This is a genomic window from Prevotella sp. HJM029 (assembly GCF_000599605.1).
Taxonomy (GTDB): Bacteria; Bacteroidota; Bacteroidia; order Bacteroidales; family Bacteroidaceae; genus Prevotella.
The window spans coordinates 41,383-63,013 of record NZ_AZHT01000064.1 but is presented as its reverse complement, the minus strand read 5'-3'; the positions used below and the strand labels follow the sequence as shown (position 1 = coordinate 63,013).

Annotated in this window: 22 protein-coding genes and 1 tRNA gene; 21 read left to right on the top strand and 2 right to left on the bottom strand. The window is 38.6% G+C overall.

Going from position 1 to position 21,631, the window contains the following annotated elements; translation table 11 throughout:
* Positions 1–229, top strand: a 229-nt coding sequence (locus tag X919_RS17025) for a hypothetical protein (RefSeq protein WP_216592152.1), incomplete at its 5' end; no start/stop codon positions are given.
* A gap of 663 nt (positions 230–892) precedes the next feature.
* Positions 893–1,153 (top strand): hypothetical protein, encoded by a 261-nt coding sequence (locus X919_RS16500; RefSeq protein ID WP_155949663.1) that lies wholly within the window; start codon positions 893–895, stop codon positions 1,151–1,153.
* Positions 1,154–1,217: 64 nt separating this feature from the next.
* Here X919_RS16500 and X919_RS14805 read toward each other — a convergent pair whose 3' ends face one another.
* Positions 1,218–2,357 (bottom strand): DUF3810 domain-containing protein, encoded by a 1,140-nt coding sequence (locus X919_RS14805; protein WP_051502437.1) that lies wholly within the window; start codon positions 2,355–2,357, stop codon positions 1,218–1,220.
* 1 nt (position 2,358) lies between these two features.
* On the bottom strand, positions 2,359–3,390 hold the full coding sequence (locus X919_RS0104900; protein WP_028899244.1) for a diacylglycerol/lipid kinase family protein: 1,032 nt from the start codon (positions 3,388–3,390) through the stop codon (positions 2,359–2,361).
* 230 nt (positions 3,391–3,620) lie between these two features.
* Here X919_RS0104900 and X919_RS0104895 point away from each other — a divergent pair, with 230 nt between their 5' ends.
* From X919_RS0104895 to X919_RS0104800, 19 genes are all read left to right on the top strand, one after another.
* Positions 3,621–4,808 (top strand): serine palmitoyltransferase, encoded by a 1,188-nt coding sequence (locus X919_RS0104895; RefSeq protein WP_028899243.1) that lies wholly within the window; start codon positions 3,621–3,623, stop codon positions 4,806–4,808.
* Between the two features lie 401 nt (positions 4,809–5,209).
* Positions 5,210–5,283 (top strand) — tRNA-Pro (locus tag X919_RS0104885).
* A 360-nt stretch (positions 5,284–5,643) separates the two neighbouring features.
* The gene (locus X919_RS14800; protein ID WP_051502436.1) at positions 5,644–6,753 is read left to right on the top strand and encodes an acyltransferase family protein; all 1,110 of its coding nucleotides are present in this window, start codon (positions 5,644–5,646) and stop codon (positions 6,751–6,753) included.
* Positions 6,746–7,855, top strand: coding sequence for a DegT/DnrJ/EryC1/StrS family aminotransferase (locus X919_RS0104875; RefSeq protein ID WP_004379230.1), 1,110 nt, complete (start codon positions 6,746–6,748; stop codon positions 7,853–7,855). The genes X919_RS14800 and X919_RS0104875 overlap by 8 nt, the downstream gene beginning before the upstream one ends.
* A gap of 41 nt (positions 7,856–7,896) precedes the next feature.
* Positions 7,897–8,532 (top strand): acetyltransferase, encoded by a 636-nt coding sequence (locus X919_RS0104870; protein ID WP_004379231.1) that lies wholly within the window; start codon positions 7,897–7,899, stop codon positions 8,530–8,532.
* Positions 8,533–8,548: 16 nt separating this feature from the next.
* Positions 8,549–8,779: an acyl carrier protein gene (locus X919_RS0104865; protein WP_004379232.1), complete on the top strand. Its 231-nt coding sequence runs from the start codon at positions 8,549–8,551 to the stop codon at positions 8,777–8,779.
* A gap of 3 nt (positions 8,780–8,782) precedes the next feature.
* Positions 8,783–9,550 carry an SDR family NAD(P)-dependent oxidoreductase gene (locus X919_RS0104860; protein WP_004379233.1) on the top strand — a complete coding sequence of 256 codons (768 nt, stop codon included), beginning with the start codon at positions 8,783–8,785 and terminating at the stop codon, positions 9,548–9,550.
* 1 nt (position 9,551) lies between these two features.
* Entirely contained in the window at positions 9,552–10,610 is a 1,059-nt protein-coding gene (locus tag X919_RS0104855; protein WP_028899242.1) for a 3-oxoacyl-ACP synthase III family protein, read from the top strand.
* Complete coding sequence (locus X919_RS0104850) at positions 10,607–11,341, top strand: SDR family NAD(P)-dependent oxidoreductase (protein WP_004379235.1); 735 nt, start codon at positions 10,607–10,609, stop codon at positions 11,339–11,341. The genes X919_RS0104855 and X919_RS0104850 overlap by 4 nt, the downstream gene beginning before the upstream one ends.
* Before the next feature lie 10 nt (positions 11,342–11,351).
* Positions 11,352–12,173, top strand: a complete 822-nt coding sequence (locus X919_RS0104845; protein ID WP_004379236.1) for a transketolase — start codon at positions 11,352–11,354, stop codon at positions 12,171–12,173.
* The gene (locus X919_RS0104840; RefSeq protein ID WP_028899241.1) at positions 12,160–13,119 is read left to right on the top strand and encodes a transketolase family protein; all 960 of its coding nucleotides are present in this window, start codon (positions 12,160–12,162) and stop codon (positions 13,117–13,119) included. Before X919_RS0104845 ends, X919_RS0104840 begins: the two co-directional genes overlap by 14 nt.
* A gap of 7 nt (positions 13,120–13,126) precedes the next feature.
* Positions 13,127–13,360: an acyl carrier protein gene (locus tag X919_RS0104835; RefSeq protein WP_004379238.1), complete on the top strand. Its 234-nt coding sequence runs from the start codon at positions 13,127–13,129 to the stop codon at positions 13,358–13,360.
* A gap of 7 nt (positions 13,361–13,367) precedes the next feature.
* On the top strand, positions 13,368–14,813 hold the full coding sequence (locus X919_RS0104830; RefSeq protein ID WP_028899240.1) for a class I adenylate-forming enzyme family protein: 1,446 nt from the start codon (positions 13,368–13,370) through the stop codon (positions 14,811–14,813).
* Positions 14,814–14,818: 5 nt separating this feature from the next.
* A complete protein-coding gene (locus X919_RS0104825) occupies positions 14,819–17,281 on the top strand; it encodes a LuxE/PaaK family acyltransferase (RefSeq protein WP_028899239.1) in 2,463 nt (820 codons plus the stop codon).
* Positions 17,282–17,337: 56 nt separating this feature from the next.
* Positions 17,338–18,120: a hypothetical protein gene (locus X919_RS0104820; protein ID WP_028899238.1), complete on the top strand. Its 783-nt coding sequence runs from the start codon at positions 17,338–17,340 to the stop codon at positions 18,118–18,120.
* A gap of 212 nt (positions 18,121–18,332) precedes the next feature.
* On the top strand, positions 18,333–18,524 hold the full coding sequence (locus X919_RS17200) for a hypothetical protein (protein ID WP_253270085.1): 192 nt from the start codon (positions 18,333–18,335) through the stop codon (positions 18,522–18,524).
* A gap of 295 nt (positions 18,525–18,819) precedes the next feature.
* Positions 18,820–18,987 carry a hypothetical protein gene (locus X919_RS16490; RefSeq protein WP_155949661.1) on the top strand — a complete coding sequence of 56 codons (168 nt, stop codon included), beginning with the start codon at positions 18,820–18,822 and terminating at the stop codon, positions 18,985–18,987.
* Positions 18,988–19,189: 202 nt separating this feature from the next.
* Positions 19,190–20,626 (top strand): lipopolysaccharide biosynthesis protein, encoded by a 1,437-nt coding sequence (locus tag X919_RS0104805; RefSeq protein ID WP_028899236.1) that lies wholly within the window; start codon positions 19,190–19,192, stop codon positions 20,624–20,626.
* Between the two features lies 1 nt (position 20,627).
* Entirely contained in the window at positions 20,628–21,587 is a 960-nt protein-coding gene (locus X919_RS0104800; protein ID WP_028899235.1) for a hypothetical protein, read from the top strand.
* The last annotated feature ends 44 nt before the right edge of the window (positions 21,588–21,631 follow it).

Here is a 21,631-nt window from a genome sequence, read left to right as displayed (position 1 = left end):
TAACCTATGCCATCGGCATTGTACTCTCTTTTTATCCATTGCCAGCATGCCAATCGGTGGGGGATGTTTGGGCGGAGGGGTCGTTGACATATCCAAACAGATGGGATGTTTTGGCGCGGCATTTACCGATATATCCAATTGGATGGGATGTTTGAAAAGAGGGATTGCCAGCATATTCAAACGGATGGAATGTTTTGGCGCGACATTTGCCGAATGGTTCCATCCATAAAAACGACTTGGAGTTGCCCTCGCCCGCGATAACCACCTCTCGTTATCGCGAAAAATGCCCTCGCTCGCGATAACCACATCTTGTTATCGCGAAAATTACCCTCGCTCACGATAACCACCTCTCGTTATCGTGAAAATTACCCTCGCCCACGATAACTACCTCTCGTTATCGCGAAAATTACCCTCGCTCGCGATAACCACCTCTCGTTATCGCGAAAATTACCCTCGCCCGCGATAACCACTGCTCGTTATCGCGAAAATTGCCCTCGCCCACGATAACCACCTCTCGTTATCGCGAAAATTACCCTCGCCCGCGATAACCCCCTCTCGTTATCGCGAAAAATACCCTCGCTCGCGATAACTTGTGCTTGTTATCGCGAAAATTACCCTCGCCCGCGATAACCACTGCTCGTTATCGCGAAAATTGCCCTCGCCCACGATAACCAACGCTCGTTATCGCGAAAATTACCCTCGCTCACGATAACCACTGCTCGTTATCGCGAAAAATGCCCTCGCTCGCGATAACTACATCTCGTTATCGCGAAAAATGGTCTCGCTCGCGATAACCACTGCTTGTTATCGCGAAAAATGCCCTCGCCCGCGATAACCACATCTTGTTATCGCGAAAAATGCCCTCGCTCGCGATAATATTCAAGAGGAGGATGTGGGCGTAGCCTCTGCCGGCAATGTTATAAGGAGGGAAGATGTGGGCATAGTCTTTTCTGCCGATATTAAAAGGTGGAAGGATGGTGGCGTAGCCTTTTCCTACAAAGTGACAAAGTGGGAAACTTCAGTGAGTATCTTTTCCGCTGATGTTATAAAGTGGGGAATTGCCGTGAGTATCTTTTCCCGACAATGTCACAAGGAGGAAGGCTGTGGTCGTGGCCATTGCCGACAATATTATAAGGTGAAGGATTGCAGTTAATGCCTTTTCCGATGATATTATAAGGTGGGAGAGTGGTGGCGTGGCCTTTGCTGCTGATATGATCTCAAGGCTGGCGGTGGGAAGTGGCGTTGCTGAGGGTTAAGGGCGTGTTGTTATTTGGGAGGATGTGTTTGCGTGTGCGTTGTTGCTGTGCTTCCCATGCCATGATGATGGCAATCACGGCCGAGTAGCTTTTGACGCCTCCGTCGACGTGGTTGCTTTGCAGGTAGAGGTTGTAGATGAAGCGTTGTGTGGTGTCGATGATGGGGCTTCGGCGCGACAGCCAATAGTGTTGGTCGCTTTTTGCGAGTTGGATGATTTCGGGTCGGATGTGGTTGAGGAAAGTTTGGTATTCAGATGTGCCGAGTAGGTCGTCGACTTGTTGTAGCATGTGGAAAAAAATCTGGTAGTAGCCGCTGAATCGTATGGCTTTGTTGGCTGCGTTGGTGCAGATGATGTAGCTGTAGAAGTTGGCCTCGCCCTCGTTGGCAATGCCCAGGCTGTGGGCATATTCGTGGGCGCATGTAGCAGGGAAGTTGTGGGGTCTGACGTCGGCGTTGATGGTGAATTCGCCGAAGAAAGGTCCCATGCTGCCTGTTATGCCTGCCATGCTGCTGAGGGGCGAGAAGAGCATGGTTTTGGGACGCGGATGCCGGTTGAAAGGACGGTTGATGCCCATTTGGGTGCTGTTTAGCTGTTGATAGCCTTGCTGGATGTGGGTCATTGTTTCGTTTTGGTGGGGAAAGTTCAGGGTGAATGTGGCGTTTAGGCTGTCGGCATAGCGATAGGCGAAGTTGCGGAATGTGGCTTTGTTTGGAATGGTTGGGGGCATTTTCATGCGTTGAAAAATGTTGGATTGTGCATAGTTAAGTCCCCATGCGCAGTAGAACCAGGCATAGATCCAGAGCAGAAATTCGGCTATGTGCAGCAGCGTTGTGCGTTTTTTCTTTTTTTGGTGAGCGATGGCATAGATGGGGTAGGTGATGAGCCCTGCGAGGCATAGGGCAATGAAGAGGCCGTCTATGGAGAAGGGGATGGGGTTGGAGAGCGTGGTCAGCGTGCGCCCTATGAAGGGGTAGAACTTGGTGGTGTAGGCGTCGCCTAATTTGTGGCTGAAGCGGATGATTGTGATGCCGATGAGAAGTGCAATGAGGAGGATGTGGCGTTGGCGTGGGGATGGGATGTTGATGGGGGTGGTTCTCATGCTATAGATTGAGTTTGCGCTGAATGGTTTTGTTGAGTGCCTGAATTTGTCGGCTTCTGCGGTTGATGACACGGCTAAGGTCGGTGAGGTCGTTAAAGATCATCGTGGCCATGTTTTGGAATCGGTTGGGCTGTCGCATGCGTTTGTCGGCGTGTGCGTTGACCACTATGCGTATGCCTTTTTCTTTGAGCACCACGTTGATATCTTCTCCGGTTAGTGTGGGGTCGCCGTCGAAATGAATGTAGCCTGGGGCGCTGCGGTGGATGTGTAGCTGTTTGCAGCGGAAGGTTTTGATTTTGGAGTTTTTATCTAAGGTTTTGTTGAACATGTCGATGCTGATTTGTGGTGCTTCGAGTGCGCTGAATGGTTCCATGACCACAATGTCCATCAATCCATCGCTCATTGACGCTTGGGGTGCGATGTATGCGTTGTTGCCGTATTGTGAGGCGTTTGCGCACGAGATGAGGAACGCTTTGAGCCTTGTGGTGCCATGTTCATCGCGAATTTCGTAGGTTTCGGGCTTATATTGCAAGCCTCCTTTGAGTACATTTTCGATATAGGTGATAGGTCCTCGTTTTCCAGCCTCTGCAAATTTGTGACTGATGAAAGCGTCGAATCCCATTCCACAGGTGCAGAAGAAGGGGTGGTCGTTGATGATGCCATAGTCGAGCGCGTGGATTTCGGCCTCGTTAATGATTTGTATGGCTTTCGCTATGTTCATCGGTAGCATCAAGTGGCGTGCTAATCCATTGCCCGACCCGCATGGGATGATGCCCAAAGCAGTGTTGCTCTGCGCCAGTGCTCGTCCCACTTCGTTCACTGTTCCATCGCCACCAACGGCCACCACGATGTCTATTCCTTCGTCTTTGGCTTTCGTTGCGAGTTCAACCGCGTGTCCAGCATAAGCCGTTTTGGCAATCTCATAATCGAAGCAATCGTGGTTCAGATACTTCTCTATAAGGCTTGGGATAGCCGCTTTACTCATGGTTCCCGAGATGGGGTTCATGATAAAAACAATTTTTTTCTTGTTCATTGGTAATTATCTTTTGACAATAGGCGAGAAAAAGAAGGCATCATCTATTGTAAGCACATTCAATTCATATCTCTTTGCAAAGATAAATATTTCGATGTTATAAAAGATGTGTGTCTTTGATTATTTGCTGTTTTGCAACATTTATTGCCAAAAGATAGGCCGTTATTCATAGTTTTTTGTATCTTTGCAGCCTAAAAAAATCAAAACGTAGTTTTCTACACCTATTAAAAATGGGACAATTACAAGAAAGATATAAGCATTATCGCGAGCCTCAGAAGTACATAGAGGCAGGCGTATATCCTTATTTTCGTGCCATCACCAGTAAGCAAGGCACAGAAGTTGACATGGAAGGACACCATGTGTTGATGTTTGGTTCTAACGCCTATACAGGTTTAACAGGTGACCAACGTGTCATTGATGCCGCTAAACGCGCGCTCGACAAATATGGTTCGGGTTGTGCTGGAAGTCGTTTCCTCAATGGAACCTTGGACATTCATGTGCAGTTGGAAAAAGAGTTGGCTGAGTTTGTGCACAAAGATGCAACGCTCTGTTTCTCTACTGGCTTCTCTGTTAATCAGGGTGTATTGGCACAAGTCGTAGGCAAGGGCGATTACATCATTTGCGATGATCGCGATCATGCCAGTATTGTTGATGGGCGTCGCTTGTCGTTTGCTCGTCAGTTGCACTACAAACATAACGATATGGAGGATTTGGAACGCGTGCTGAAAGCGTTGCCACAAGACGCCATTAAGTTGATTGTTGTTGATGGTGTATTCTCTATGGAAGGCGATTTGGCTAAACTTCCTGAAATTGTTGCATTAAAGAAGAAATATAATTGCTCGGTAATGGTCGACGAGGCTCATGGCTTAGGTGTGTTTGGTAAGCAAGGACGAGGCGTTTGCGACCACTTTGGACTGACCGATGAGGTGGATCTCATCATGGGAACATTCTCTAAGAGCTTGGCTTCTATCGGTGGGTTTATAGCAGGTGATGCCGATACCATTAATTATTTGCGCCACACTTGCCGCACCTATATCTTCAGCGCATCGAATACTCCTGCAGCAACAGCTGCAGCAATGGAAGCACTTCACATTTTGCAGCAAGAGCCCGAACGCTTGGAAAATCTTTGGGAAGTAACCAAATATGCTTTAGAACGTTTCCGTGAAGAAGGATTTGAGATTGGCGATACAGAGAGCCCCATCATACCTTTGTATGTGCGCGACATCGAAAAAACATTCTTGGTAACGAAGTTAGCTTTCGATGCAGGTGTATTTATAAATCCTGTTATTCCACCAGCTTGTGCTCCACAGGACACTTTGGTGCGGTTTGCATTGATGGCCAATCACACTAAAGACGAAGTTGATCGTGGCGTGAAAGCGCTCAAGAAAATCTTTGTTGAGCAAGGTATTATTAAGTAAGAATTCATTTCTCATTCATAAAAGCGAGATTGCACATTTGTTGCAGTCTCGCTCTTTTTTTGTGCGTGTGCAGTAATAATAGCATGCGATTACCCCTATCGTGTGAGAAGTTTGTAGGTTGCATTTTGAAAACAATAGGGATTGTTGCATAAAATGAAGGATATTGTTATGCAAAATCATAAATTTTCTCCATCAAAGTCGTAGTTTTTCCTTTTCACTCCCTCATCACATTCCATACGTATTGCGGCAATTATTGTCCAACACAACTTCAATCGGAATCTTAATCGTGCAATCTTTCTTAGCAAATGGCAATAGCATTGCATAGAAAAAGCCATAAAACTTTGGTTGCTTCAATTTAAAATACTACCTTTGCACACGCAAAAACAAAATCGCATTTATTGCGGGGTGTAGCGCAGCCCGGTAGCGCTCCTGGTTTGGGACCAGGCGGCCGCAGGTTCGAATCCTGTCGCCCCGACGAAGCGAAATAGTTTCATGGAAGCTGTCTCGCTTTTTTTGTTGTATGCAATGTGTTAGATTACGTTGAATAAAAATCATATTTAAATTTGCATTATTCATAAGAAACACATATCTTTGCAACCCATAAAGTAGTTTATATGTATTCTCAATACATGAATTTTGTTACCGTCTAAATAGGTATTGCTGCTGCTTGTTGATTATTTCAACTCTCTGCGGTCAGCTGGTTCATGTGTGTATTTGTTCCTCATTGAGTGTAGCTCAGTGAGGAGGAGGAGCATTATAAATGACTTTGTTTTATAAAAAATAAGATGCGGTTCATCTTTGTAGTAGCGTCGCAAGATTTCTTTTTGTAGATAGGATGGTTAAAAAAAATAGCAGAAGTTCAAACATTGAGTTGTATAGAATTCTCCTCATGATGATGATAGTGATGCATCACTATGTGGTTAATTCTGGGCTGTTAAGTGAAATGTGTGCAGCTCCTACATCTTTTAAAAGCATATATCTTTTCCTCATGGGAATGTGGGGAAAGACAATTATTAATTGTTTTGTGCTTATCACGGGGTATTTTATGTGTACATCGCGTATTACGTTGCACAAATTTGTAAAATTGCTATTTCAATTAGTATTCTATAATTTAGGGATAGGACTCATATTCTTGTTGAGTGGCAAGATGCCTGTAACTTTAATGAACATCGTTAACATTCTTAATCCGATTCAAAGTGTTGATACGGGATTTGTAAGTTGTTTCCTGCTTTTTTATTTGTTTATTCCTTTTCTCAATCGCTTGTTACAAGGAATCTCTAAGCAACAGCATCTATTTTTAGGTTGTTTGGGAATAGGTATCTATACTGTCATAGGAACGAATCCGGTTATTCATGTTGCATTTAATTATATAACATGGTTCAGCGTATTGTATGTGGTAATAGCTTATATCCGCTTTTATGGCATATTCCGTGAACAAAGTGTAACCTTCTGGGGGGGGGCTACCGTCATTTTGATATTGCTAAGTGTCTTGAGTGTATTATTCTTATTGTGGTTCCAAATGATAAGAGGACGCGAAGTGACATGGGAACATACGACGTTTTTTGTAACAGAATCGAATAGAGTATTAGCTTTTTTAGTGAGTCTATCAAGTTTTATGTTTTTTAAAAATTTGCATGTACCGCAGAATAAGAGCATTAATACAATTGCTGCTTGTTCTTTTGGCGTATTGTTAATACATGCGCACTCTGATACTATGCGTACATTTCTTTGGCATGATGTTTTCCGTAATGTAGAAATATATCATACATCTGCTATTTATTGGCAAGTGGTTCTTGTTCCAATAGTCGTATTTTGTGTTTGTGTGATGATAGATTATGCTCGTATTCGCTTAATAGAAAATGTATATCTTGATAAATTAGTTTCTTTTATTCAAAAAAACCGGCATTATTGCTGGTTAGCAAATCAATTCAGAATTAATGGATAAGAAAAATATAACCGTAACTTCTCCCTTATTGCCTGATTTAGAGGAGTTCACCAAATCATTACAAGAGATTTGGCAACGGAAATGGATTACTAATAATGGAGTACTGCATGCGCAGTTGGAGTTGGCATTGGCAGAATATCTAAAGGTGCCTTATGTGAGTTTGTTTACTAATGGTACGCTGCCGTTGCTTACGGCTTTACAGGCATTACGTATCACCGGCGAGGTTATAACTACACCTTATAGTTTTGTGGCAACGACACATGCTTTATGGTGGAATGGTATTAAGCCAGTGTTTGTGGATGTGGATTTGTCTACGGGAAATATTGATCCTGAGAAAATAGAGGCTGCAATCACGCCCCGTACAACTGCAATTTTGCCAGTCCATGTTTATGGAAAACCTTGTGATACTGCAGCAATCCAAGCCATTGCTGATAAATATGGTTTAAAAGTTATTTATGATGCGGCACATGCTTTTGGGGTAGAGGTGAATGGGAAGAGCATCCTTGAGGCTGGAGATATGAGTACCCTTAGCTTCCATGCTACTAAAGTTTATAATACAATAGAGGGTGGAGCAATGATTATGCATGATGCTAAAACGAAACAGAGGATAGACTATTTGAAGAATTTTGGCTTTGCAAGTGAAACCGAAGTAATAGGTCCTGGCATTAATAGTAAAATGGATGAAGTGAGAGCGGCTTATGGTTTACTCAATCTTAAACAAGTTGATGCGGCCATTAATGCTCGGCAACGTGTTGCAAAGGTCTATCGAGCAGCTTTAAAAGATATAGAAGGGCTATCCTACTGGGAGGATATGCCTGGTGTAAGGCATAATTATAGTTATTTCCCTATTTTTGTTGATGCAATGAAATATGGAATGACTCGAGATGAACTTTATTTCAAATTAAAGGAACAAGGCATCTTGGGGCGGCGATACTTTTACCCGCTGATTAGTGAATTTTCTACCTATCGTGGTTTAGAAAGTGCTCGTCCGGAAAATCTTCCTAATGCGCATAAGATGGCTGACACAGTAATTTGTTTACCCATGCATCATGCTTTGACGGATGATGATGTGGAGAGGGTGCTCAATGTCATCAAAAAATAGCCATGGTATTTTATCAACAATACGCACATTAATATAAATATATGAAGAACCTTCTTATTATTGGGGCACGTGGCTTTGGACGTGAAGTTTATTCTTTAGCAAAAGAGGCACAAGGTTATCATAAAGAGTTTGTGGTAAAAGGTTTTTTAGATGATAAAGCAGACGCATTGAATGGTATGGGGAATTATCCTCCAATAATAGATAGTGTGGAGCATTATTTACCGGAAGAAGATGATGTGTTTGTTTGTGCATTAGGTGATGTGATTGATAGAAAAAGGTATACAGATATGATTTTGGCTAAGTCTGGTTGCTTTATCAATCTAATTCACAACAGTGCTGTTGTCTGTGAATTTGCGAAATTAGGTGTAGGGTGCATTATTATGCGTGATGTTGTTTTATCTAATAATTCGCATATAGGTAATTTTGTTACTATGCATATAAGATCTGGTGCAGGGCATGATGTTCGTGTTGGAGATTATTGTGAAATAGAAGCCTCCGTTATTACTGGAGGAGGAGTTTCTATTGAAGATTTTGTAACGATACATCCTGGTGCAATCATAACACCACATAAGAAAATAGGGCATCATGCTGTTGTTGGTGCCGGAGCGGTAGTCGTTCGTCATGTAAAACCAGGGATAACAGTATATGGAAATCCTGCTCAAAGATTAGAATTTTAAAATTAAAATATTGATTATGGAATTGAAAGAATTTATTGAGAACTTTGCAGAACAGTTTGATGATACGGAGATTGGTGATTTGAAGCCAGATACCGATTTCAAGGAACTTGATGAATGGTCTTCTTTATTGGCATTAAGCATCATAGCAATGGTTGATGAAGAATATAATGTAACGTTGAAAGGAGACGATATTCGTAATAGCAAAACAATTGCAGACTTATTTGAACTTGTAAAGAGTAAAAGCTAACAGATGGTTGGATATAATCCTTTCACCTTAAAAGGTAAGACGATATTAGTTGTAGGCGCATCATCAGGTATAGGGCTTGCTACGGCTATAGAATGTGCAAAATTAGGTGCAAATGTCGTTTTAAATGGCAGGAATGAGCTTCGTTTAAAAGAAGGTTTATCGCTATTGGATACTTCGGAAGGGCAGCAGCACCATTGTGTCATTGCTGATATAACTTTAGATGATGTTGTGCAGACAATAGCTTCTTTAGATATTACTTTAGATGGAGTCTTTAGTAATGCAGGTATTACAAATGGGAGCAAACCAATTAAATTTGTTAGTGAGGAAGAGTTGTTAGCGGTGTTCCAAACGAATGTACTAGCACACTTTCAGTTAGCAAAAGCTGTATTTAAGAAGAAACTTTTGAAAAAGAATGGTGCTTATGTTTTTACTTCTTCAATAGGTGGAAATATAAGTTACGTTGCAGGTGCAGCAGCTTATGGTATGTCCAAAGCAGCTTTGAATTCATTCATGAAATACAGTGCAATAGAGTTTGCTAATCGTGGTATTCGTTGTAATAGTGTCTGTCCAGGCATGATACAAACACAGATGATACAGCAAGATACTTTGTCTGAGGATGATAAGGCTTCTGATAAAGAAAAGTATCTATTAAAGCGTTATGGACGACCTGAGGAAATAGCACATGTTGTGGCATTTCTTCTTTCAGATGCAGCTTCTTTCATAGATGGTGCTTCAATAGTTGTTGATGGTGGATATTCATTAAATCATTAATATGGCTTTTCTTAAAGTTAAAAATGTTTCGATAAGAGGAGTAGCATGTGCTGTTCCTAAAGACGTAAAAGAAATTAAGGATTTACCTTTCTTTGCTCCAGGAGAGGCTGAGAAAGTTATTGCACTTACGCATGTTGAGCGTTCAAGGATAGTCCCTAAAGGTATGTGTTGCTCTGATTTGTGTCAAGCTGCTGCAGAAAAATTGTTAGACTCTTTGGGATGGGAGCGGGAAACGGTAGAAGCTTTAATATTTGTTTCTCTTTCACGTGACTATATTACACCTGCTACTGCAAATATTCTACAAGAAAAACTACATCTACCAAAGTCTTGTATGGCTTTTGATATACCTTTAGCCTGTTCAGGATATGTGTATGGACTTTCTGTTATAAGTTCATTAATGTCTTCTGGGAATATCAAAAGAGCTTTACTTCTTGTTGGTGAAACGACTTCAGTTTTGCAATCGCCGTTAGATAAAACATTATGGCCATTGCATGGAGATGCCGGTTCTGCAACTGCTCTTGAATATAAAGAGGGGGTAGCACCAATGTTTTTTGACTTGATGAGTGATGGATCAGGTGCTGGTGCAATTATGCATGAATATGGCGGAACTCGTAATCCTATGAATGAAGATAGTCTAAGGATGAGAGAGAGAGAAGATGGAATTATTCGTAAAGGGTATCATGGCTATATGGATGGAATGAGTGTTTTTTCATTTTCAGTAAAAGAACCTCCTGCTGCAATAAAGGCTTTATGTGAACATAATGGCATAAACTTGGATACGATTGATTATCTTTTGCTCCACCAGGCTAATAAGTATATGGATGAAAAAATAGGAAAAAAGTTAAAAATTCCATCAGAGAAGATACCTTATTCATTGATGCAATATGGCAATACAAGTAGTACTTCTATACCAATGACAATAGTAGTCGGTATTGGTGATAAATTAAGTCAGGAACAGGCAGATGTAATTATGTGTGGTTTTGGCGCGGGATTATCCTGGGCTGCAGCATATATAAAGTTAAACCATATTGTTAGTTTACCTTTGATAGAGTTAGGATGAAGAAAGTATTATTTATCACAGGTGGTAATAGAGGGCTGGGGTTGGCACTCATAAATTTATTTGCTTCAAAAGGCTATGATATTGTTGTAACAACGAGGAAGAGTTACAAAGATTTTGAAGTTCATTGTAAGTCTTTAGAGCAACAATATGGAATACTCATACACATCCTTTATATGGATTTAGAAAATCGTCAAGCTATTTCTTTGGGCTTAAAAGAGTTTTCTGCTTTGAAAATAGTTCCTACTGTGCTCATTAATAATGCTAGTATATTTTTTGATAAGACTGTCTTGATGAGTACGGTTGATGATATAGAACGATGTTTCCAGGTAAACTATTTTGCAGCAGTGCAAATAACACAACGTGTCGCAAAATTAATGCTTAGGAAAGGTGGAACTATTATAAATATATCATCTGTTTCAAGTTTCACGAAGCAGTCTGCTGTTACAGGATATGGTGCAAGTAAGGCCGCATTAAATATATTTACTACATCTTTAGCGCAAGAATTGGCTCCTTTTAATATTAGGGTAAATGCGGTTGCTCCTGGTGGAATGGATACAGATATGTTTACAGAGCTAAATAAGAAAAATAAAGAAGTTTTAATAGCGAATACTGCTCTAAAACGAATAGGCAATGTTTCTGAAATAGCAGAAGTTGTTTATTTTTTAGCTACGGAGAAATCTTCGTACATAAATGGGCAAGTGATTCGAGTTGATGGAGGATTAATTTATTAAGATAGAGTGTATGAATAAATATCAAGTCATAACAGATTGGTCGCATAAAATGCGAATACAGTGTATAGAGCAAACTTATAAGGCTGGACGGAATGGAGGTCACATGGGGGGAGCTCTTTCGTCTATAGAAATTTTTGCTGCTTTATATTCAAGTGTTGCTAATATAAATCTTGAAAATCGCTATGATGAAAATCGTGATAGAATCATCGTTAGCAAAGGACACTGTGTGCTCTCTTATTTTGCTGCATTAAATTTAGCAGGATTTATAAGTGATGACTTGTTGACAACTTTTGAAACAAATGGTACTACTTTATATGGACACCCACATCGTAATTTAGAGAGAGGAATAGAATTCTCAGCAGGCAGTTTAGGGTTGGGTATCTCTTTTGCGGTGGGAGTAGCAAAGGCTTGCCAACTTAGAAAATTCAATAATCGTATATTTGTCATTTTAGGTGATGGAGAATGTAATGAGGGCATTGTTTGGGAGTCTTTAGCGTTTGCTGCCCATCATAAACTTTCTAATCTTACAATTATCCTTGATAGGAATCATCTACAGTTAGATGCTCCGACTGTAGATATATGTGATATGGAATCTTTCGAGAAGAAATTTAGTGCATTTAATTTAGCTGTAGATACTGTTGATGGCCACAATCCTGAGTCATTGTGTAGGGCTTTAGAAAAAAGATATGATCGAACAAATGTTGTAATTGCTGATACAATAAAAGGAAAAGGGATTTCTTTTTTGGAGAATAATCCTGCGTGTCATCATATTGTGTTAACGGAAAAACAATATAAGCAAGCTTTGGAGGAGAATAAGTATGAAATTAAATAAACTTAAAGCAAAGATATTCTCAAATATGGGGGAGCCTGCCTCTATATTTTATGTGGCATTGATGGAATATATGAAAGAAGATGATAAGGTGATCGTTTTATCTTCTGATGTTTCTAATTATGCCGGGTTAGATAAATTTAAACGGACGTATCCTGATCATTTTATAAATGTAGGTATTGCAGAACAAAATATGATAGGAATAGCCGCTGGCTTTGCAAGCGAAGGCTATAAAGTCATCGTTGAAGCACAATCTTGTTTCCTAAGTATGCGTAGTTTTGAACAATTACGTCAGTATAGTGGTTATATGGGTTTCCCTATAGTCTTCATAGGTATTAATGCTGGACTATCTTTAGCTTATATGGGTAATACACACTTCTCCATTGAAGATTATGGATTAGTTCGGAATATAGCTGGGATACAAGTATTTTCACCATGTGATGCAGGTGAAGCTGTAAAGGCTTTTTATGCGGCAATGCAGTCTGATGTGCCATCATACTTACGGTTAATGGGTAGCTTAGGTGCACAAATGGTATATGATGATGATTTTAATTTTGAAGTCGGTAAACCCATCTCATTATCAGATGGTTCTGATATTCAGATTTTGGCAACAGGAAATATGGTAACTACAGCTTTAAAAGTGCGTGCGCTTTTGGAAGAAAAAAACATTAGTGTGCAAGTCATGGATGTACATACAATTAAACCATTCGATGCGACTTGTCTGTCTTTGAATGCAAAGTTAATAGTTACTATAGAAGAGCATACATTGGTGAGTGGATTAGGAAGCATTGTCGGTTTTGAGCTTGCGCAATTAAAAAATACTCCCAAATTATTGCCAATTGGACTACCCGATAGCTATGGTAAGGTTGGAGAATATAACTGGATGTTGGAGGATAGAGGACTTTCCGCTGAAAATATTGTAAATAAGATATTGTCAAATATAAATTAAAATGAATATGGATATATTAAATGAAGTAAAGAACATCGTTGCAGAAGTTTGCGAAGTAGAGATTTCTAAAGTTAATAACGATAGCTCTATAGGCGATTTTGATGCATGGGATTCTATTGGTCACCTTACGATTCTATCAACGGTTGAGGAAAAATTCGGAATAGAGTTCGATCCAGAAGAGATGATGGATTTGGAAGATATAAATGATATTGTTAAAGCTGTAGAAGGAAAAGTAATGTAAAGAAGTTATGAGTATAGAAGAAGTCATCTATCATCATGCACGAGAGACCCCTGAAAAGGTAGCAATTATATCAGGGGCAGAGCAAATAACTTATGCAGAACTTTGGGAGGCTATTAAGCGAGTTGCCGGGACTTTGTTAGAGCGAATGGCTCCTGGCAATCGTATTATTCTGTCGGCTAATAAAGAGATTGATTTCATTTATACCTATTTCGGAGCTCATTTAGCACATTTGATAACGGTTCCCATTGACTCGGAAACGAATGTAACACGTTTACAACGTATCGTGGATATAGCAACTCCTAAACTTATTATTGGGAATTTGAAATACGACGGTGGAAAGAAAATCACGCCCTTTTCTGAGATTTGCAAGAGTAAAGCCCCATTAGAATCCATAATTTTTCCTGATGAAAATAATATCTCTGATATTCTTTTTACGACAGGAACTACAGGTTTACCTAAGGGGGTAGCTCTTTCTTTCCATAATCAAATGATAGCAGCTTCTAATATTAATAGTTTTATAGGAAATACAGATAGCGATATAGAGTTATTAGCTTTACCGATAAGTCATAGCTTTGGTTTAGGTAGAATGCGATGTGTATTCTTGGCAGGTGGAACTTTAGTCTTGCTTAATGGTTTTGCAAGTATGAAGAAATTCTATGGCGAATTAGAACGTTGTAAAGTCACAGGCTTCGGAATGGTTCCTGCAAGTTGGTCTTATATTCAAAAAATGAGTAAAGACAGGATTGCGAATTATGCACATCAGTTGCGCTATATAGAGATAGGAAGCTCGTTCATGTCCTTATCAGACAAGGAGCATCTTATGACACTTCTACCCAATACTCGCATTTGTATGCATTATGGGCTAACAGAAGCATCACGTAGCTGTTTTATTAGTTTTCATCATGATAAAAATGCGCTATCTTCTGTAGGAAAGGCCTCTCCAAATGTTGATATAAAGGTCTTTGATGAAAAAGGATTCCCTGTCAGCGACGGAAGTGATGGGGAAATTTGCGTAAAAGGTGAGCATGTATGTACAGCTTATTGGAGAGTTCCAGATGAGATATTTCATCAAGATTTTAATGGTGACTATTTTAAAACGGGTGATTGGGGACATATGGACTCAGATGGTTATGTATATTTACGGAGCCGAAAAAAAGAAATAATAAATGTAGGTGGGAAAAAAGTTTCTCCAATAGAGGTTGAAGAGCAGCTTAATCAAATAGAGCATATAAAGGAAAGTGCCTGTGTTGGCATATTCGATGCTGTTTTAGGTGAAGTTGTAAAAGCTTATATCGTTAGTGAAAAACATGATATAGACTTTAACCAAGTAGTAAAACTATTGGGTAGTAAGCTGGAAAATTATAAAATCCCTGTAAAATTTGAGTATATTGATGCTCTACCTAAAACTCAAAATGGAAAAATACAGCGGCATTTATTAAAAGAGAAAAATTAATAAATATGGAAAAGGAAACAAATATAGATAAGCTCTTTACATTAGATACTTTTTCAAACGATGCAATATCAGATAAACTATTTTTTAATTCTTTAAAAGATGAACTGATATTTCACTATGAAAATAATGAAATGTATAAGCAATTTTGTATAAGGAAGAACTTTAATCCTTATACAAATTTCTCACTTGAAGATATTCCACCTGTTTCTGTCAGTGTTTTTAAAGAGTTAGGGAAATCTTTATCTTCAGTCCCCCAAGATGAAATTAAATTAACTCTTCAATCTTCGGCAACATCTGGCATTCCTAGTTCTATTGTTGTTGACAAGATAACTGCTAAACGGCAATCGAAAGCTATGATACGGGTGATAGAGGAAGTAATAGGGCATCAGAGGAAGCCTTTCCTTATTATGGATATTGACCCAAAATCTGAATTTAAACAGCTTTTAGGAGCTCGTTTTGCTGCGGTAACAGGCTATTTAAAGTTTGCAAGTAAAGTTGCTTATTTCCTTAAAGTAAAAGAAAATAATATATCTTATTTTGATATAGAGGCAATGAAGACTTTTATTGATAGTTTAGATAGAAGTCAACCAGTTGTTCTTTTTGGTTTTACTTATATTCTTTATGCAAATGTTTTAAAAGGGATTTCTTCTAAGAATATTAAAATACAACTGCCAAAGGGTAGTCAGATTATTCATATTGGAGGATGGAAAAAATTAGAGTCTGAAAAGATAAGCAAAGACAAATTTAATATTGAGCTTGCCCACTGTTTTGGAATAGAACCTTCTGACATTATAGATATTTATGGTTTTACCGAGCAGATGGGATTAAACTATCCTGATATGAAGGATGGGTGGAAGCATTGTTCTGTTTATTCAAAGGTAATAGTACGTGATGTTGTTACACACGAGGTGCTTCCTGCAGGTAAAGAAGGTATGTTAGAGTTTATATCTCCAATCCCGCATTCATATCCGGGGAACGTTATTCTAACAGATGATTTAGGAGTTATTGATCCTAATTTTACCTCTAATGAGATAGGGGGAGAGCGTTTTAAGGTTTTAGGTAGAATAAAAAAGGCAGAAGTTCGTGGTTGTGGTGATATTTTATCTCAGAAATTAACTTTCGTAAAGAAAAGAGAGGATAAGGTGGTTGATAATCATCTACAGGTATTATTGCATGCTGAAAGTTTAAAAGCTTCAGACCCACTATTACAACTTCAAGAATTGATTGTAAAGTTAAAGGCAAAGCAAGAATGGCTTCGCCATCAACCGACAGAAGCTCTTATTGGACTTATTGCAGAGGTAGCGAAAAAATGGTCAGACGATACTTCTTTAGCCTTCTTGAAAGATAAAGGGCTATTATTCCTTTCATCATGGTGTGATTATAATCATTTGTCCTCAATGGCTCATTTGGGTATTAAGGGGAACTATCAATATTTAGACCAATATTTGGCCTTTCCTAATTCTGAAAAGCACATGCTACGTGCTAATGCTCGTGGCTTGGTATGCCATTGGTTAGCAGGAAATGTTCAAATACTTGGGTTGTTTGCTTTGGTTCAATCTATTATCTCTAAAAATGTAAATCTTTTAAAAGTGTCTTCAAGAGATAATGGTGTTTTTGAGACTATACTCAATTCCTTTAAAGGTGTTTATTATAAGACAGCACAGGGATACACAATAACTGGAGACGAGCTGTTAGATACAATAGGTTTGATATATTTCTCTCATCATGCAGATTTGTTAGGCGAGGAGATGTCAAAGCAGGCTGATGTACGTATAGCGTGGGGAGGAAAAAGTGCTGTAGAAACAGTTTGCGGTTATCCTACTAAATTTGATGCAGAGACAATCATCTTTGGACCAAAACTTTCTTGTGCTGTTATAGCAAAAGAGATGTTGACGGATGAGTCTGCCGTAAAGAAGTTGGCACGCCGTATTTCTGTTGATGTTTCTGTATTTGATCAGACGGGCTGTGCCTCACCCCATAATCTTTTTATAGAAAAGGGTAGCAACATATCAATTGAAAAATTTGTAGAAGCATTAGCAAAGGCAATGGAACGGACGGAAAAACAAATACCCAAAGGTACAGTATCCCAGGAAGAGGTCTCTGCTATTCATTCTATTCGAGGAGTTTATGATTTTAAGGGTAAAGTTATAGGGAGTCCAACAATGTCTTGGACTCTATTAATTGATACGCAAGTGAAATTAGCTAATCCGATCTATTCTCGTACGCTATTTATTCATCCCGTTGAAAATTTAATGGAGGTGATACCTCTTCTTAATGAAGATATTCAAACAGTTGGTCTTGCAGCTCCTAATGAACGAGCAATCTCTTTTGCTGAAGCTGCAGCACAAAGAGGCGTTGCACGTTGCCCTCAATTAGGAAGGATGCTTAATTTTGAAATGCCATGGGATGGTATTTTCCTTTTTGATAGACTTGTACGTTGGAGTACGTTAGGTGGACCGTTGCGATAATTTCCCTCCCACACAATAATTGTTTGTTATAATTTATTTGTGAATTTTAAATTAAGATGGAGAAAGAATGCAAGAAAATATGTAATTTACATTGTGTCCCTGACGATAAGTTTATTGATGGATTAATTGAGGTAATGGATTATACATCCAATGCTAAGGTAAAGAATGAATTTATCTGTATATCCGAACATGAATTTACTTATAAGTATATCAAAAAGAAAGAACGAGTAAAGTGCATAACATCTTCACAACTGTTGAGTTATATTGCCCATGGCGAGTTTAATGTTATATTTCTTCATAGCTTATATTCAATTCCTCTTAATGCTATTATAACAATACCAAAGGAAATTAAAATTGTGTGGTTAGCATGGGGCTACGATTTATATTGTAAACCTACAATGTGCTCCCCTTTCATAAAAGTATCGCTTTACCATAAAAAAACTTGTAAAGCATTAAAACGAACTTCTTGTAAGGAGGCATTATATGAAGGCTATTGTTATGGCAAATATCTTTTCAATAGAAAAAGAATACAAAGGATTGTCAATCGTATAGACTATTTTTCTGGTGTAATACCAGCCGAGTATCATTTAATGTCCCGACTCCCTTATTTTAAAGCGCAAGAGGTTGTGTTCAATTACTTTAAATTGGATGCTATTATATCAAGAAAAAATTTAGATACTTTTTCCCCCATAGGGCGGAATATTCTTGTTGGTAACTCAGGAGATCCCTCCAATAACCATTTGGACGCATTTGAGCTATTGAGACATTTAAATTTAGAAGGAAAAAAATATATGTCCCTATTAGCTATGGCGGAACAGCAGATTATCGTGGTAAAGTAAAAAAAGAAGGAGAAAAGTATTGGGGGAAGAATTTTATAGCATTAGAAACATTTCTGCCTTATGAAGAGTATTGCAGAATAATCGCATCATGCGGTTCTGTTATTATGTTCCATGAGCGTCAACAGGCTTTGGGCAATGTATCTGTTGCTCTGTGGAATGGATGTAGCGTTTTCCTTTCTGAAACAAGTGAAGTCTTTAAGATGTATAAAGCAATGGGAATTCCATTATTCAGTCTACAAAGCGATTTAGTGGATGATAATCTTCAACAAGTTTTCTCTCGAGAGGAAATCATGCACACACGAGAAAGACTATTAGCGTTTGGAGCAGAAGAAGTGTTACTTGGTAATATTCAAAAATTATATGAAAAGTTGCAGCATGATATTTTTACTTCCCCATCTAAATAATCAGTACGTGGTTTAATGAAACGATGGAGGATTGGACATGAGCTGATTTCAAAACAGAAAAGGTTGGTGCGAATTTAAGCAAGAATGACAGACCCTTGTAAGATATTAACAATGAGTGTGTTGTCGGAGATCTTAGTATATGCCCTTTGAAAGTAAAATACGAAATGGTACATTTCCATCGGTTTTATCCAATAAAACAGTTTGTTTTGTGCAGAAAAAGCATTGTAATTATGAAGTAAAATGATTGGCTTTGTGGCGCGAAAGCATAGCTTTTTAGAGTAAAAGGAGTTGAAGAATGAAGAAGATGCATGTTCATAGTTTATTAGGGCGTTATTTCATTATGTTTGAAAGGATGTATTTTGGTATTTTATTCTTACAAAACAGAGAGGAAGGTCGTTCACTCATCCGTGTTGCTTATTTCCGTTTAAGCTTTCAACCGGTTATCCAACTGCTTATCAATTAATTTATATTGATAGCCCCCATTTTCTGCTATTTTATTTACTTATTAACATTTTGTTAGTTATCTCTCCTATACATAGGTGTCATGTCTTATTGGATGATAGGACAATGCGACTAACCATCAAGCAGAATTCGTACAGGTTTTAATGGAACAATCAGAAGTTATTTAGTGAGAGACTTTTCTTATATATTGGTATTTTGAGAAGATGGAAAATAAATCTTTAAAATCTAAAACAACAAAAGGATTACTTTGGAGTAGTATAGAGCGGTTTTCTAATCAAGGCGTTCAATTTCTATTCTCTATCGTATTGGCACGACTTTTAGACCCAAGTGATTATGGAATTGTTGCTATGGTGGCAATATTCTTTATGCTTGCCCAATGCTTTATAGAGAGTGGATTTGGTTCTGCGTTGGTGAGGAAGCAGGATAGGACTGAAGCTGATTTCAACACTTGTTTCTATTTTAATATTGTTGTAGGCATTGTTTGTTATTTGTTGCTATTTGTCTGTGCGCCCTTTATTGCTGATTTTTATAATCAGCCTATTCTTAGTCCCATTGTCCGGGTTTCAGGTTTAAATGTTCTTTTTAATTCATTATGTATTGTCCAAGGTGCTCAATTCACTTTTAAAATAGATTTTAAATCGACTGCAAAAATCTCTTTTTCTTGTACTATCGTTTCGGGTATTATTGGAATTGCTTTGGCTTATATCGGCTTTGGCGTTTGGGCATTGGTATGGCAGGGTGTCGTATCAACATTCCTTAAGATGGTATTCTATTGGATAGTTGCTGGCTGGTGGCCTAAATGGATTTTTTCTTGGGAATCGTTTCGGTATCTATTTGGCTATGGTTCGAAACTATTAGCCTCCTACTTGATAGGAGTAGTTTATGAAAATATCTATCCGTTGGTAATAGGTAAGTTTTATACACCAGCACAGTTGGGGAATTATTCAAGAGCATTAGGATGGGCACAGCTCCCATCTTCTAATATAACGGGGATATTGCAACGGGTGACATTTCCTGTATTAAGTGAAATGCAAGGCGACGAGGAGCGGATAGCAACCAATTATCGTCGGTTAATCCGTTTGTCTGCATACATTATTTTCCCATTGATGATTGGGCTTGCTGTTGTTGCATCTCCTTTAATTAGAATCGTATTGACAGAAAAGTGGGATGGCTGTGTATTATATTTACAGATTATTTGCTTGGCATTAATGTGGTATCCTGTGCACGCCATTAATCTAAATTTATTAGAGGTAAAAGGGCGTTCAGATTTATTTCTTAGATTAGAAATTATTAAGCGAGCTGTTGGTGTCGTTATAATGATTATAACAATCCCTATGGGGGTTTTGGCAATGTGTTGGGGAATGGTTATCTCTTCTTTGATAAGTCTGTTCTTGAATACACACTACACAGGAAAACTTATTAAGGTGGGTTATTTAGTTCAAATGCGTGATTTATTACCCATTCTTTGTGTTTCATGTGTTATGGGCGGGGTAAGTTTTTTAGTAGTTAATTCTGTTTCTGTGGAATGGCTGAGCCTTTTGTTAGGTGTAGTAGTTGGTGGAGCTCTTTATTTGACCCTCTCCTATATTTTCTTGCGTGATGAGGTTGATTATATAATGAGTATTATCCGTAAAAAATAAAATGAAGATACAACGTATTATAATCGTCAGACCGCATAGTACATCTGGAGGAGCTTTAGTGTTGGCTGCTTTATGCCGTTTATTGCGCGAGCGTGGTATAGATGCACGTTTGTTTGATATTCATGTTGAGCCGACGCGTAGAACAAAGTTATGGAAATTTTGGTATTCTTGGATAAAGCATGTTTTGCGTTTCCTAATTTATCCTTTATTGTGTCGCTTTAACAATCCAAATAGTCCACGATATAAGATTTATCAGACCTTTCTTCGAGAACCCATAGAAGGAGTGAAATTACAATGGAACCCTTTTTTCAGTCGTAAAAATACAGTTGTATTATATCCTGAAAAGGTATATGGGAATTTCCTTAAAGCAAGACATGTTGTGCGTTGGCTACTTTATTATAATCCTTATCCAAATGATGAAAAGGCATATGGGAAAGATGATTTGGTAATAGCTTTCCGTAGTATATTTAACGATGAGAAGCTCAATCCAAAAGGTTACCAACTTCAAATTTCATGGTTTGATAATCAGCTTTATAGACAATATAATTATGGTAAGCGAGAAGGGAATTGTTATATTATACGTAAAGGAGCGAATAGAAAAGATTTGCCAACCCATTTTGATGGTCCTGTGATAGATTCTTTATCTGAAGAAGAAAAGGTGCAAGTACTTAATAAATGTGCTTATTGTTATTCCTATGATTTGCAAACATTTTATTCGGCGATAGCAGCGGTGTGTGGTTGTCTATCTATTGTGGTCTTAGAACCCGGTAAGCGAAAAGAAGATTATTATAGTATAAGTGAATTGGAAAGTGCGAATGGAATTGCTTTCGGGGATTGTCCTGAAGAGAGAAGAAATGCTTTAGCAACTCGAAGCAAGTTGTTGGAGTCCCTTAATTTCACAGGAGGCAATAGGCAAGAATTAGATACATTTCTGACATTGTTGCAAACTAAATTTGGTTAATAGTTATTGAACTTATGGTGGAGGCTGATATAATAAGCATATAA

Excerpts from the sequence above, each read along its gene's own strand:
- X919_RS14805 (WP_051502437.1), bottom strand. The coding sequence starts at position 2,357 with ATGAGAACCACCCCCATCAACATCCCATCCCCACGCCAACGCCACATC.
- X919_RS0104900 (WP_028899244.1), bottom strand. The coding sequence starts at position 3,390 with ATGAACAAGAAAAAAATTGTTTTTATCATGAACCCCATCTCGGGAACC.
- X919_RS0104895 (WP_028899243.1), top strand. The coding sequence starts at position 3,621 with ATGGGACAATTACAAGAAAGATATAAGCATTATCGCGAGCCTCAGAAG.
- X919_RS14800 (WP_051502436.1), top strand. The coding sequence starts at position 5,644 with ATGGTTAAAAAAAATAGCAGAAGTTCAAACATTGAGTTGTATAGAATT.
- X919_RS0104875 (WP_004379230.1), top strand. The coding sequence starts at position 6,746 with ATGGATAAGAAAAATATAACCGTAACTTCTCCCTTATTGCCTGATTTA.
- X919_RS0104870 (WP_004379231.1), top strand. The coding sequence starts at position 7,897 with ATGAAGAACCTTCTTATTATTGGGGCACGTGGCTTTGGACGTGAAGTT.
- X919_RS0104865 (WP_004379232.1), top strand. The coding sequence starts at position 8,549 with ATGGAATTGAAAGAATTTATTGAGAACTTTGCAGAACAGTTTGATGAT.
- X919_RS0104860 (WP_004379233.1), top strand. The coding sequence starts at position 8,783 with ATGGTTGGATATAATCCTTTCACCTTAAAAGGTAAGACGATATTAGTT.
- X919_RS0104855 (WP_028899242.1), top strand. The coding sequence starts at position 9,552 with ATGGCTTTTCTTAAAGTTAAAAATGTTTCGATAAGAGGAGTAGCATGT.
- X919_RS0104850 (WP_004379235.1), top strand. The coding sequence starts at position 10,607 with ATGAAGAAAGTATTATTTATCACAGGTGGTAATAGAGGGCTGGGGTTG.
- X919_RS0104845 (WP_004379236.1), top strand. The coding sequence starts at position 11,352 with ATGAATAAATATCAAGTCATAACAGATTGGTCGCATAAAATGCGAATA.
- X919_RS0104840 (WP_028899241.1), top strand. The coding sequence starts at position 12,160 with ATGAAATTAAATAAACTTAAAGCAAAGATATTCTCAAATATGGGGGAG.
- X919_RS0104835 (WP_004379238.1), top strand. The coding sequence starts at position 13,127 with ATGGATATATTAAATGAAGTAAAGAACATCGTTGCAGAAGTTTGCGAA.
- X919_RS0104830 (WP_028899240.1), top strand. The coding sequence starts at position 13,368 with ATGAGTATAGAAGAAGTCATCTATCATCATGCACGAGAGACCCCTGAA.
- X919_RS0104825 (WP_028899239.1), top strand. The coding sequence starts at position 14,819 with ATGGAAAAGGAAACAAATATAGATAAGCTCTTTACATTAGATACTTTT.
- X919_RS0104820 (WP_028899238.1), top strand. The coding sequence starts at position 17,338 with ATGGAGAAAGAATGCAAGAAAATATGTAATTTACATTGTGTCCCTGAC.
- X919_RS17200 (WP_253270085.1), top strand. The coding sequence starts at position 18,333 with ATGGGAATTCCATTATTCAGTCTACAAAGCGATTTAGTGGATGATAAT.
- X919_RS16490 (WP_155949661.1), top strand. The coding sequence starts at position 18,820 with ATGAAGAAGATGCATGTTCATAGTTTATTAGGGCGTTATTTCATTATG.
- X919_RS0104805 (WP_028899236.1), top strand. The coding sequence starts at position 19,190 with ATGGAAAATAAATCTTTAAAATCTAAAACAACAAAAGGATTACTTTGG.
- X919_RS0104800 (WP_028899235.1), top strand. The coding sequence starts at position 20,628 with ATGAAGATACAACGTATTATAATCGTCAGACCGCATAGTACATCTGGA.